Source organism: Saprospiraceae bacterium, from assembly GCA_016715965.1.
Lineage (GTDB): Bacteria > Bacteroidota > Bacteroidia > Chitinophagales > Saprospiraceae > Vicinibacter.
The window spans coordinates 3,158,245-3,171,983 of the sequence record JADJXG010000001.1 but is presented as its reverse complement, the minus strand read 5'-3'; the positions used below and the strand labels follow the sequence as shown (position 1 = coordinate 3,171,983).

10 protein-coding genes are annotated in these 13,739 nt (G+C 38.6%); 7 read left to right on the top strand and 3 right to left on the bottom strand.

From position 1 onward, the window contains the following. Nucleotides 1-10 precede the first annotated feature (10 nt). From IPM48_12210 to IPM48_12200, 3 genes are read right to left on the bottom strand one after another with little or no spacing between them, the layout of a single operon-like run. The gene (locus tag IPM48_12210) at nucleotides 11-1,594 is read right to left on the bottom strand and encodes a DUF1800 domain-containing protein (protein MBK9272349.1); all 1,584 of its coding nucleotides are present in this window, start codon (nucleotides 1,592-1,594) and stop codon (nucleotides 11-13) included. 42 nt (nucleotides 1,595-1,636) lie between these two features. Next, nucleotides 1,637-4,753: a M4 family metallopeptidase gene (locus tag IPM48_12205; GenBank protein ID MBK9272348.1), complete on the bottom strand. Its 3,117-nt coding sequence runs from the start codon at nucleotides 4,751-4,753 to the stop codon at nucleotides 1,637-1,639. 4 nt (nucleotides 4,754-4,757) lie between these two features. Further along, nucleotides 4,758-5,081 carry a hypothetical protein gene (locus IPM48_12200; protein ID MBK9272347.1) on the bottom strand — a complete coding sequence of 108 codons (324 nt, stop codon included), beginning with the start codon at nucleotides 5,079-5,081 and terminating at the stop codon, nucleotides 4,758-4,760. Between the two features lie 192 nt (nucleotides 5,082-5,273). Between IPM48_12200 and IPM48_12195 the strand changes: the two genes are divergently transcribed. The 7 genes from IPM48_12195 to IPM48_12165 all read left to right on the top strand — a co-directional run bounded on the left by IPM48_12195 (nucleotide 5,274) and on the right by IPM48_12165 (nucleotide 13,715). After that, entirely contained in the window at nucleotides 5,274-5,696 is a 423-nt protein-coding gene (locus IPM48_12195) for a hypothetical protein (protein MBK9272346.1), read from the top strand. A 187-nt stretch (nucleotides 5,697-5,883) separates the two neighbouring features. Next, nucleotides 5,884-8,325, top strand: coding sequence for a glycoside hydrolase family 2 protein (locus IPM48_12190; GenBank protein MBK9272345.1), 2,442 nt, complete (start codon nucleotides 5,884-5,886; stop codon nucleotides 8,323-8,325). A 6-nt stretch (nucleotides 8,326-8,331) separates the two neighbouring features. Further along, the gene (locus IPM48_12185; GenBank protein ID MBK9272344.1) at nucleotides 8,332-10,356 is read left to right on the top strand and encodes a urocanate hydratase; all 2,025 of its coding nucleotides are present in this window, start codon (nucleotides 8,332-8,334) and stop codon (nucleotides 10,354-10,356) included. A 56-nt stretch (nucleotides 10,357-10,412) separates the two neighbouring features. After that, nucleotides 10,413-10,811, top strand: a complete 399-nt coding sequence (locus IPM48_12180; GenBank protein ID MBK9272343.1) for a CBS domain-containing protein — start codon at nucleotides 10,413-10,415, stop codon at nucleotides 10,809-10,811. 32 nt (nucleotides 10,812-10,843) lie between these two features. Beyond that, on the top strand, nucleotides 10,844-11,560 hold the full coding sequence (locus tag IPM48_12175) for a hypothetical protein (GenBank protein ID MBK9272342.1): 717 nt from the start codon (nucleotides 10,844-10,846) through the stop codon (nucleotides 11,558-11,560). Nucleotides 11,561-11,622: 62 nt separating this feature from the next. Next, nucleotides 11,623-12,939: a TlpA family protein disulfide reductase gene (locus IPM48_12170; protein MBK9272341.1), complete on the top strand. Its 1,317-nt coding sequence runs from the start codon at nucleotides 11,623-11,625 to the stop codon at nucleotides 12,937-12,939. Beyond that, complete coding sequence (locus IPM48_12165) at nucleotides 12,936-13,715, top strand: SDR family NAD(P)-dependent oxidoreductase (GenBank protein MBK9272340.1); 780 nt, start codon at nucleotides 12,936-12,938, stop codon at nucleotides 13,713-13,715. Before IPM48_12170 ends, IPM48_12165 begins: the two co-directional genes overlap by 4 nt. Nucleotides 13,716-13,739 lie beyond the last annotated feature (24 nt).

Sequence of the window (13,739 nt, the reverse complement as noted above, 5' to 3'; positions counted from 1 at the left end):
TAAAGCGGTTTTACAATAATTGATATTCAGGAAGGGTCGTGATATATTTCATCAAATTAGCAAATTGAGTGGGCACGGTCACATAATCCAGATCCCAGGTGCCGTCTTCAAAATAATTGGCAGGAACGCCTGCTTTGAAGACGGAGACAGCAGTTTCAATAATATCCAAAGGCATGGGCAATGTTATAAAATACTCCATCACTTTGGTCACAATTTGATTTGGATCAAGACTTTGGCCCGCCAACATTTTCAAAAAGTTTCGATATTTCTCTTTGGTGGCGTTATAAGGTAAATGATAATCTACATGATCGCGACTATACCTCCATCTATTTACCAACACAAATTCACTTAACCAGGCCCGGTGGCCTTGCCACCCAGCCACATTGACAGGATTAAATAGTGTTTGACCTAGGTTTGCGCATTGGTTGTAAATGGAGCCTAATGCATCCCTATTGAGATTGTTTGCCGCAGCTGTTTTTCTTTGCCAATCAAAGAAAAAGTAATCTTCATCTGGCTTGAGATCCAGTGAACGGAAATAGTGAATAAAGTTATCAATATTTGATTTAATATTAACACCCATATTTTCATCCTCAAAGAAATGTTCACTCTTAAAAAGAGCCTTCAAAACAGGCATTATCTCCCAGTTTGATTGAATGAAAATTTGTGCAAGACCATCTATAATTTCTGGTGGTGGGTATTGATACATGTAAAATCTGTACAATTTGGTACAAATAAATTTGGCAATTTCATTTTTTCTTTGATTGAAGATGATGTTGTGCACCAGTTTATAATCGCCTTTGTCCAATTGAGAGGAATCTTGCGGAGTAAAAGATTGCCCCAAGACCCTTTTATTGCCAAAGTCATGGTTGCCGCTACTAAATAAAAATTGCCCTACTTCAACCGGATAAAGGTCGGTGGAAGAATATCTCAACTGCCAGCCCGTCAATGCGCGTGCAATCTCCTTTACATCCTGCTCCGTGTAATTTCCTACGCCCATGGTAAAAAGTTCCAATAACTCACGGGCATAATTTTCATTGGGTCTGTTTTTTATATTTAGCCTTCCATCCAAATAATGCAACATTGCAGGTGTCCTACCCATATCCTCAACAAAGGTTTTGAAATTACCCATTGCATTCTTGTGCAGTAGGTAATAATATTGAAAAACCCAGCTTGGGTAATGACCATAGGTGCCTGATTCAGCGACAAAATGATTGGACCAAAAAAGCACCAGTTTATGTTTTATTCCCTCTCTGATCATCCCATTCAACCACTGTTGCACCAAAACCAAATATTTGTAATAGGTAATGTTGCCGTCAGCGTCAATTGTCTTCTCTGCGCTCCATGGGTAGGTATAATCCCAGGTCACTGTTCCTCCGGATTTCTTTTCGCCAGGCAAAGGATGAGTTGCTGCATTGTTTAATAAAAAATCAATGATGACCGAAGGCGAATTTGACTTAGCGGCATTGATAAGTTGAACAGGAGCGCCATTGGACAATTTGTTGTACAGATGATGAATTCTTCGCTCATTCCATGGTTTTGAGGCTGAAGGTTGATATGGCTGCAGGCCTCCTTTAAGGCAATCATTAATTGGCATATCGATTATTTTTGGCTTTAGTTGGACTAGATAAAATAATATTTAATTGTTTTTAAAGATCTTAATGGATTTTACCCCATCCTTTATTTGAATATTTAAATAGTGAAGCCCATTGGTGAGCTCCATTCCAGATATAAAAAACTGGTTGGGGCCCTCTGTCAACTCAATGGACAATTCCCGAACTGATCTTCCGGTGACTTCATAAATTTTCAAAATGGCAGATTGCTTCATTTTTGAATCCAAATTCAAATAAAATCCTTCTTCAAAAGGATTGGGAGCAATCGATATTTCCGAAATGGTGCTTATATTTTCAGCATTTACCAATTTACGGTTTCCTGTGGCAAACCAACTTCCCCATTTTGCATTTTTAAGAATTATATTTTCCGGACCTGCGGAAGAAATTTTATTGCTAGCAAGAGGTTTTACTCCAATGGATACTTCATTAGACGTGCCTCTGCTGTCATATAAAATCGCATTGTCTTTTACACCATAACTTGCATAGGCCAACCGATCTCTGTTATCTGCAATACTGCTGGCAGTATTTTGCTCTAAATTAATCCCCAACAATGCGTAACTGGTGGAGAAAAATTCTGACTCGATATAATCAAAGGCTAGCACGTCAGGGCTATTCTTTGAAAAAACCGGATTTCCAACACTGGTATTTTCAGGCAACTTGGCAATTAATTTACTGATATTTCCATCACCAAAATCATCAGTCTGTTGATCGAAAAACCTTAAGAAAGCAATATCCCAATATTCAATACCAGAATTAGATATTACACTAAATGCATCATACATTAAGTATTGACCACTTAAATCAAAATCCATCTGGTCTGCAAACAAAACGTCATACGTTGCTCCACCGGAAGAAGTAGGATTGTAGATCACGAATGTTTTGTAGGTCTCGGTCACAAAATCATAGATGTGAATTTTGTTTTCCTGTGTATTGTACAAAATGGCCAAATGTCTGCCATTTTTTGAAATCGCAACATTGCGGTAAATTGGGGTGTCGTCCACCTCAAAATCCACATATCCCCGGGTGATGGAATCATAATACAACTGATACAATTTTTTATCCTCGCCAACATAGAATATTTCTTGTCCATTGTCCGTCACCGAAGGTTTTGAATAGACTCTTCGATTGCTGATTTTAACCGGAATTGAAACAAAATCATATAAATAGACCCCATCGTTTTCAAAGTTGGTACAAATTAAATATTCTTTCCCAGAATTGGGCTCAATGGATCTATCAGGAGGTGTTGTAGGGCCTGGGTTAAGAATACCAACCTTGTCAAAAGCATAAATGGCAGAAGCTAATACATCCGGGAGGGTGGGATACCAATCCACACAAGAAAGTTCGATGGCTGCCCTTAGATCTTTGAAATCTGAATTGCGCATCAAATATTGCGTTAAGGCCCTGTAGTATATTTTTTCAGCCATTATTTTTGCTCCTTCTACAGATCTACTTTCAGCCAGTTTTGTACACATTAGGTAAAAGGCATAATTAAGAATGCCACTGTTAATATGCACACCTCCATTGTCCAAAGTCCCTTTATATTGTTCATTGACATGTTTGGGTTGCCAACCCGGATCATTTAAACTCGATCCGCCATTGTGAGGATCGCTAAAACTTCTCATAGCTCCTGATGGAAAAAATGATTTAAGGACCACTTCTTCGCCAACTGTCCAATCATTTCTATCCATCATTATTCCAAAAATATCTGCCATGGATTCATTGATTGCACCTGATTCATTCTCATAAACCAAGTTGGCTTCATTTTGAATAACACCATGGGTCAATTCGTGTCCTGCTACATCCAATGCCTTCGGCAGACTGGTAAATGCTTTGTTGCCATTGCCATAAAAAATGGCTTTGCCATTCCAAAAAGCATTGTCCATAGCTTGGCCATTGTCTTCCGTGATATTGATGACAGAAACAATATTGTCTCCGATATTGGCAATTGAATTACGCCCAAAGGTGGTCAGAAAATAATCATAAGCAACACCAGCATTGCAGTGTGCGGATACAGCGACAGCGGATGACCAAGAATTCACAGGACTCGTTATATAATCAATTTCATTTGAACTGGCACTTTTAAACAAACCATCCAGAGTGACAATTACCCCTACCCCACTGTTAGGTATTCGACTCGTTTGTGCATCAAACATTGGTTTTGTGGCATCGATCAAATAATAAAGACCACCCTCTCGCCAGATTCCAAAATCCCTTCGTTGATTTAAAAGGTCAAAACCAGAACCCATTTCCGGTCCTGGAAAAATTGATTCATTTAAATCATCGCTGGTGGATTTACAAGTTTCATTGTGCGAGTGATTGTAAAAAAGGCTACAGGTGTTTTTAATTGATTTTAAAATATCTCCCGTTTGACAATCAATGTATAACTCCCAATGTTCCTGTAAATTGGGCGTCACTTTAACCAAACTGATAAGATGCCAAGATTTCCAATCAGGATGCCGCCAATAATAATTTTTCATGGATTGGATTCCTGTTGAAACCAAAGAATGGGTTGAGTTTTTTGGCAAAATTCCTTTTGCACTATAAAATTTATCTAATACCTTATTGATATCAAAATTTCTACCCCTCTGTAAGCTAATGGCTTCATTTGGCATAACCATTCTTCCATGAAGGATCAATTTGCCAGATGGATATAAATGCATTCTGAATTCGCCATCCAACACTTCTACACCGTTGATATGTTGATGCATTTGCACATGCTCAATACCCAATTCATCTTTGTAAATCTTGGACAGCTGGTAGTTTATTCTTCCAGAATCCTTTACGCCCAATTCATTTAAAAGAATTTCTTCTAATAATTCTTTTTTGGTCTCAGAATTCCTTGGCATAAGCTCAATGTTGGTCTCCAACCAAATTGGATGACCGTTTTCGTCCAGCCTGAGATCCGCAATTTTCCCCAATGCCTTTTTTAGATGGAAATTTTGGATTTTCTGTTTTCCTATATTTGAGTTTATGGGTTTTTGAAAATAAAGACCTCTTCCTGATGAGTTATTGCCTTTTCTTAATACTTTTGGACTTTTTGGCAATTCAATGTTGCCGTCAAAAATTATCTTTTTAAGTACCTGAGCATCCATCTGATTTAGAAAAGAGCCGAACAGCATCAGGAAAAGATAAAACTTCTTCACGCCACTAAGATTTAAGAAAATGGTACATAAAGTTATAAAATAGGGAATACTTATCCGGAAGGTATGGACTGTTTGGGTCCCAAGCGATTCTGGTCCATTCCTTCTGAGTGTTTTCAATCTCTACAAATTGATATAAGTTGCCCGGCTGGTTGTATCGGCTATCTCTCAATTTGGCAAATTCAATATTTTTCAAAACTTGCTTCAATTGATTGGAACTCAACTTCACATTTAGCCCGGATTGGTCCCAGATCGTTCCATCAGTTTTTAAGAAAAAGACATATTCCTTACCAAGCACCCCGCCTCCGTGCCCAAATCTAAGAAGATCCATTGGCTCATTTTTTGTCCTGTTGGAGGCACAGCATATGACAAAACTTAAGCTGATAAATAAATATAACCTATTATCTATGAAGTCATTAACCTTAGGTAGACTTAAATAATTGTTAAAAACAAGATTCACTACATTAAATTTCTTCGAAAACAGTTGTATCTTTAAGCCAAAATTAGTTAAATCCATTAAATTATGAAGAATTTATTTTTTGTTTTATTTGTATTCTTATTGGGAGGGATGGTGCAAGTTTCTGCTCAATCTTGCTCCAAGTCAAAAGCGGCCGGTTGTTGTGCTTCTAAAACCGCTAGTGCAGAAAAAGCTGCCCTGAAAGCAGCAGAGTTGGATCCTACTATTGAAAAGAAAGTTTGTGAAAAATCTGGGAAAGTGAGTTTTTACAGAAATACAGTAGATGAAACTGGAGTGTCTGTTTCAACTCAGGTGATGTATGACGAGGGCAAAGCCATGTTTGTAAATCAATCTACTGAAGTATCTCATGAAGGAGAAGCAAAAGCCAAGGCATGTTCTTCGGCAGCTAAGGGAAAAGCTTGTTGTTCTAAAAAGGATGCAAAGGGTTGTTCTAAAGCAAAAGCTGAGAACACCAGTCCAGTAAATTAATATACCGCTTTAAGTTAATAAAGAGCCTTCTGTTTTCACAGAGGGCTTTTTTTATGATCAAATTACCCTATAGCTCATTCAAATCCTCTATTTTTGAACTATGTTAAGCAAATTTCCCAGAAATCTTCTTCTTTTGATCCCGATGTTATCGCAGTTTTTTTTTAATTCTTTCAATGCAGTTGGACAGTTGGCCATACAACTTGATCAATGGGAATATAAAGAATCCACAGATCAGATTTGGAAAAAATGCAGTCTCCCACAAAGTATTTATTCCATACTAATGAATGAAGGAAAAATTCTGAATCCATATTGGATGGATCAAGAGACAAAATTAACATGGGTAGATGATAAGAGCTGGTGGTTTAGATCCACTTTTGAAATTGACAGCACGTGGTTTTCCTTTCCACAAGCTGAGTTGGTACTGGGTGGATTGGATGGGTATGCGGACATCTTTCTAAACCAAGTAAAAATATTGAGTGCGGACAACAGCTTTAGGGAGTGGAGAATCCCTTGTAAGGATTTGCTAAAGGAAAATGGGAATCTATTGGAAATTCGTTTCTCATCTACTTCCTTAATCGCCGAAACTAAGTATCGCATGTTGCCTCATCTGCTTCCCGGAGGAGAAAGAGTGATGGTGAGAAAACCACAGTTTTCTTTTGGATGGGATTTTGCCCCAAAATTACAGGCATGTGCCATCAGGAAAAAAATATTTCTGGAATTTCCAGGATTGTTTGAAGTTTCTTCCTTTGGTGTTTTTACCAAGAAACTTGAAAATGAAGTGGCAACTCTAGAGTTGGACCTTAAAACCAAAAGTATTCTATCCGGCGATGGGAAAATACACCTGACAATGGACAAGGATAGTTTCAGTTTTGATTTCAACTATCCGTCAGGACTGCACCAACAACGCTTTGAATTTGATATTGTAAATCCAAAATTATGGTGGCCTTCCGGTTCCGGCGAACCTTACTTGTATGACGCCAAAATTTCCATTACGAATGCAGATTCTCTCGTTCAGCCCATAATTCGAACGGTAAAAGCTGGCATCAGAACCATTGAATTGATTCAGGAGCCTGATGATTACGGTAGGAGTTTTTATTTTAAGGTCAATGGCCTTCCAATTTTCGCAAAAGGGGCCAATTACATACCAGCTGATGCAGTTGAGCTTTACCATCCCAATCCAGATCCGTGGATTAAAAGTCTGAAAGAAAGTCATTTCAACATGATACGCATTTGGGGAGGAGGGACCTATGAGCAAGACGCATTTTATTCTTCTTGCGACCGTCATGGAATTATGGTGTGGCAGGACTTTATGTTTGCCTGTGCCATGTACCCTGGCGATCCAGAATTTTTGCAAAATGTTGCGGCGGAGACATACGAGCAGGTTACCCGATTGTCTTCACATCCATGTATTGCATTATGGTGTGGCAACAATGAAAACAACGAGGGATGGCATCGCTGGGGATGGCAAATCGGAATGTCTAAGAAAAACAAAGATAGAATTTGGTCTGATTACCAAAAACTATTTAATAACATTTTACCAGAACTTGTCAAGCTTCATGGCAATTACCATTCTTATATTGAATCCTCACCCTTATACGGGCGTGGCGATCCAAAATTTAAATCGGATGGCGATGCGCATGATTGGGGAATCTGGCATGATGGTTTGCCATTTGAAGATTTCGAACATAGGGTTCCACGGTTTATGAGTGAAGCGGGTTTTCAAAGTTTTCCAGACCTTTCTACTCTGCGAAAATATTTGCCCGAGCATGAATTAAAGCTTGAATCAGAATTTTTATTATCTCATCAAAAGCATCCAAAGGGCCAACAGACCATCCAGACTTATTTGGCGCGTGATTATCCAAAACCTACCGACCTGGAGAGCTTTATATACCTAAGTCAACTCATGCAGGCTGAAGGCATGGGAAAAGCTATTTTAGCACATCGCAAATCAAAGCCTTATTGTATGGGTACTTTGTATTGGCAGCTCAATGATTGCTGGCCCGGAATTTCCTGGTCTGGAATGGATTATTTCGGAAACTGGAAGGCCCTTCATCATAAAGTGAGTCATTTATTTCAACCCATCCTCTGTCATTTAACCATAGAAGATGATCTATGGAAGATTGGCTACACCTCCGATCTCATTTATGAAGATAGTCTTTTTATCCAATTGAGTTTAAGAGATTTTAACGGAAATGAGTATTTTAATTGGAAGACAAAATTGCTGGCGGGCTATGAGCAGACACAAACTGTGCAAAGCATGCAGATGGCGGATTTTTTGGACCAATATAGGAGTATCAAATGGGTAGGTGTGTTGGAGTGGGAATATTCTGGCAAAAAAGAACAAAGTATTTTCTTCCCTCAAAAATGCAAGGATCTTGAGTTATTAAAACCCAATTTCAACTTAACTAATTTTAAAAAAACTTCTTCTGGTTACAAATTTTTAATTCAATCTGACAAATTTGCAAAAGCAGTTTATTTTCGCGAGCAAAATGGATTGCGTTTTTTTCCAAATTTCATAGACCTTGCGCCGGGCGAAAGCAGAGAAATTCAAATTCAAACAAACCAATCAGCAATAGGATCTGATCAAATCATTGTCAAATCATTGTATGATTACCAAAATCAACCATAATAGCAGATGAGATCAATCACGTTTTCAGAAGAAATAAAACAAGGAATTCCTGACTATTTACCAGAACACAATCCGCCTAATCGGGAATTTGCTCACGCACCCAAGAGGAATATCAATGGCCTATTGAGCCAGGAAGAGTTAAGATTAGCAATTGCCAATGCTCTGCGTTATTTTCATGCGAGTATGCACGAAGTTTTGGCCTTTGAATTTCGTGAAGAATTGATGCAATATGGTAGGATATATATGTATCGCTTTATTCCGTCCCACCCAATATATGCAAGATCAATAGATGATTATCCATGCAAATGTAAACAAGCAGCATCGATCATGCTAATGATTCAAAATAATCTGGATCCGTTGGTTGCAAAATATCCCCAGGAGTTAATTACTTATGGCGGCAATGGAGCTGTTTTTCAAAATTGGGCTCAATACAGACTATGCATGAAATATTTGTCCGAAATGACAGAGGAACAAACTCTCGTACTGTATAGTGGACACCCCTTGGGATTATATCCATCTTCAAAAAATGCACCAAGGGTCGTGGTGACAAATGGCATGATGATTCCAAATTACAGTAAAAAAGAAGATTGGAACAAATACAATGCTCTTGGCGTAACTCAGTATGGTCAAATGACAGCAGGTTCATTTATGTACATTGGACCTCAGGGAATAGTCCATGGAACAACACTTACTTTACTGAATGCAGGTAGACTAAATGGTTTAGGTGATTCAGACTTAAAAGGAAAATTATTTGTCACGTCCGGACTAGGTGGTATGTCAGGAGCTCAAAGTTTAGCCTCTGTTATCTGCAAGGCAGTATGCATATTAGCAGAAGTTGATCCTGATGCAATTCGTCAAAGGATAGATGATGGCTACATCCAAGAATCATTGGTTTACCACGACCTCGATCCACTAATCGTGGCAGTTCGCAGATCACAGAATCTAAAAGAAGCAGTCAGTTATGTTTATGCCGGCAATGTGGTGGATTTGTGGGAATATCTTGCTTCCCATCAAATTCATGTTGATCTAGGTTCTGATCAAACTTCACTTCACAATATAGATGATCTTGGTTATTGTCCTGTTGGCTTTAGTTTTGAAGAGGCAAAACAACTTCTAAATAGAGATAAAGATCTTTTTTTACAGGAAGTCAGAAAGACGCTTGTGCGGCATGTGCAAGCCATAAATCAGTTATCCAGCACCGGAATGTATTTTTGGGATTACGGAAATGCTTTTTTAAAAGAAGCTGGAGTTGCAGGTGCAGACATCAGGGATTCTACAAATCCAAATCAATATCGTTATCCAAGTTATGTGGAGGACATTATGGGACCAATGTGTTTTGATTATGGATTTGGACCCTTTCGTTGGGTATGTATGTCTGGGAGTATAGATGATTTGGAAAAAACAGATCAAATAGCTGCCGGTGTTTTGGAAAAACTGATTGGTGTTACAACTGGCAATACAAAAGCCCAAAATCAAGACAATCTCAATTGGATTAGAACTGCAGAAAAGCATTTACCAGTGGTTGGGAGCAAATCAAGAATCCTGTATTCAGATGTTGAAGGTAGGATTGAGATAGCTCTTGCCTTTAATAAAGCCATTAGGAACGGTGAACTAAAAAATTGCATTGTTTTGGGCAGGGATCACCATGATGTGTCAGGCACAGATTCGCCTTTTAGAGAGACCGCTAATATTAGAGACGGTTCTAAGTTCACCGCAGACATGGCTGTACACAATGTAATCGGAGATGCTTTCAGGGGGGCTACATGGGTATCCTTGCACAATGGAGGCGGGGTTGGATGGGGAGAAGTGATTAATGGTGGGTTCGGTATGGTCATTGATGGATCAGATCAATCAGAAGAAAATATCAGGTCAATGATCCTTTGGGATGTGGCGAATGGAATAAGTCGAAGAGCCTGGGCCAGAAATCCCGGTGCCCTGGAAGCTGCTGAACAAATTATGAAAAAAAATGATAACTTATTGATAACCAAGCCAAATCTAGTCGATTCAGCTTTGTTGAATAAAATAATATGATTCCAATATTTTAGAAGTACTTAATTTCAGCCAAAATTTAAAATCGAAAGCTTATGATGAACGAAGTTGTTGCCACGATCATGACAACTCAATTGATCACAGTTGGTCCGGAAGACAATTTGCAAACAGTTAAAAACATTCTGATTAACAACAGGATACATCACGTTCCAGTGGTTGAAGGCAAAAAGCTGGTGGGTTTAATTACCACTTATGATCTGTTTAAACTCAATGTGGACCATAAAGACTACGAAAGGACCAAAGTAGCCAATGTAATGACCAAAAAGCTCGCATTTATTGAACCGACGGATAAGGTTGGTACGGCTGCCGAAGTTTTTATGGAACATTTGTTCCATGCATTGCCCGTTATTGACAACGGCGAATTAGTAGGCATGGTGACTACTTTTGATATTTTGAAATACGAATACAATAGAGAGTATCCCAATAAGATCTTTTAATTAGCAATTAGAGTCGCTGCATTCTTTTAAATATGGATCAATTTACCGTAATTTCTTTTACTTTTTTAATATTGTTGGCGCTTGCCAGCATTGGAATTTTATGGTGGAACATCAACAGGTTAAGAGACAAAATCAGGGATCTAAAATCAGAAAGAGACCAAATCAGATTAAACTTTGATCTGCTGCGGAAGGAAAAATTTGAGACCGATGAAAAATTGAATCAATTGCAGGCCCAGGAGAGAACCTACAAAGTGGCCTATGAAGATTGGAAAGGTAAGTATGAAATTCTGGAGCAGAAGTACACCTTGCTAAAAAAAGAAATGGACTCAAAGGTGGAAAGCATCCAAGATTATACAGTCGGAAGGGTTGGCAAAAATGAACAAGATTATAGCTTAAGCACCAACCGTGAATCTCCACAGGAAACAGCAGGCCATCAAATACTAAAAGACCTTAAATCCGTTTTAGACCAGCATGCTGAAGTCCTGAGAAAACTGATCGCAGATGATAAAATAATTTCTGCTCCTATTAAAGAATTACCTTCTGACCCTCTGCATTGGATAATGGGCATTGATGAAGATACCTCCGCAGAGATCAAAAATATGGGATTGCGAACTTTTCAACAGATTGCCGAATTGCCCAGAAAGGAAATAAAAAAAATGATGCTCCAATTTGAAGACATCGAAGATAGGGTAATTGAGTCATGGCCCTTACAAGCTGGGGCTATTTTAAATTCAAAAAATGCAGGGTAGTTTTATACTGCCTTGTTTGAAATTTCCGCGTTATTTTTTAAAAACTTATTAGATTCGTTTTAATGGCAAATTTCAACAGCAGATGTATCTATTTTATCCTATTGCTCTTCTCGCAAAGTTCATGCATTGAGGTTCCAAAGCAACATGGTGGGCCGATACCTGGCATTTGGAGAGGTACTTTTGTGCTTGAAGACAAACGCCAGATAATAATTACCAAAGGCAAAGACAAGATTGTGATCCGTGACCCTGAACCCGAATCTTTGAAAAAAGTGATACCATTTCAGTTTGAATTTATCAAACCATCGGATTCAAGTTATACCTTCATTTTAATCAATGGTTCTGAAAAAATATATTTTAATCAGATTAGCTTGGGCTATGATGTCCGAAATGGAATAGATACGTTTGAGATTATGCTAACTCCTTATGACGCAAAACTAAAAGGAGTTTGGGAACACGATAAGCTGGCAGGAGATTTAATCGTGTTAGACAAGAATAACTACAGCATTCCTTTTACGGCACAATATGGTCAAACCTATTTGTTTAAAAAAATTCCAGAAAAAGCACAGTTTAATTTAACTGGAAATTGGGAAGTTGTTTTTGACAAAGATTCAGCTGATTCTTATAAAGCAATCGGAGAATTTACTCAGAATAATAGCCATATCACAGGGACTTTCAGAACTGAAACGGGAGATTATCGATTTTTATCCGGGCAGGTTTTTGGTTCGCAGGCCAAAATGAGTTCATTTGATGGCGCTCATGTATTTATGTTTGAACTGAATTTGTCGGATAATAAATTCACAGGTACTTTTTACTCGGGCAACCACCACACCGCCAGTCTTGAAGCTACAAGAAATGAAAATTTTCAGCTGTCCAATTCTTTGGACATCGTGAAAATCATTTCACAAAAACCAGTTGATTTTCGATTGCAGAATGCAGATGGAAACTGGGTAGGTCTGGCAGATGAAAGGTATCAAAACAAGAATAAAATCATACAAATTCTAGGCAGTTGGTGCCCAAACTGCAGGGATGAATGTGAATTTCTGACCAGAAAAATTAAGGATGGAAAATTGGATGAAACAGGGGTAATTGCATTGGCTTTTGAGCGAAAAAAAGACCCTGCATGGTCACTTCCCAGGATCCGCAGGTATAAAGAAAGTTTGAATCTACCCTATGAAATATTGATTGCTGGACCTGCCAATAAAGATTCTGTTTCAGTCATGTTTCCCCAACTGGACAAAATCTATGCTTTTCCAACCATGATCTTTTTAGATAAAAACAATGTCATTCAGAAAGTACATACTGGTTTTGATGGTCCCGCAACCAGTCATTTTACATTATTTGACAACGAATTTGATCAAATTATTGATGCATTGAAATGATGAAAACCGTACTCATCACAGGAGCCAGTTCTGGCATTGGAAAAGCAACAGCAATCCGCCTTGCCAGAGAAAAAAAATTCCGGCTCATATTGTGTGCCAGAAGGAAAGAGCGATTGGAAGAATTGGCTCAATATATTGAATCAGAATACAGAATTCCAACCCTTGTATTATGCTTTGATATTCGCAAAGAAGCTTCCGTTGAAAGGGCAATCGATTCAATACCAGTAGAGTGGCAGGATGTGGATGTTCTCCTCAACAATGCTGGTTTAGCATTGGGCTTGGATCCTATCCATGAGGGGAATACAGATCATTGGAATACCATGATAGACACCAACATCAAAGGATTGATCTACATTACGCGATTGATCAGCAGGAGGATGGTGGCAAAAAAGTCTGGCCAAATCATAAACATTTGCAGTACTGCAGGCAAAGAAGTCTATCCCAAAGGCAATGTGTATTGCGCCACCAAATTTGGAGTGGATGCCTTAACAAGAGCCATACGTCAGGATCTCTACCTTTACAATATCCGAGTTGGACAAGTGAGCCCCGGACATGTTGAGGAAACAGAGTTTGCTATCAACAGATTTGAAGGCGATGTCGTTAAGGCCGACATTTATAAAGATTTTACTCCTCTTAAATCATCGGATGTGGCGGATGCCATATATTTCATGGTTTCAGCTCCCGGACATGTCAATATCCTTGACATTGTGATGACATCCAGTCAGCAAGGATCGGCCACTTTGGTGGATCGCAGTGGAAGGAAATCCTACGATTAGAATTTATCGGAGTTCTCAAAAAAT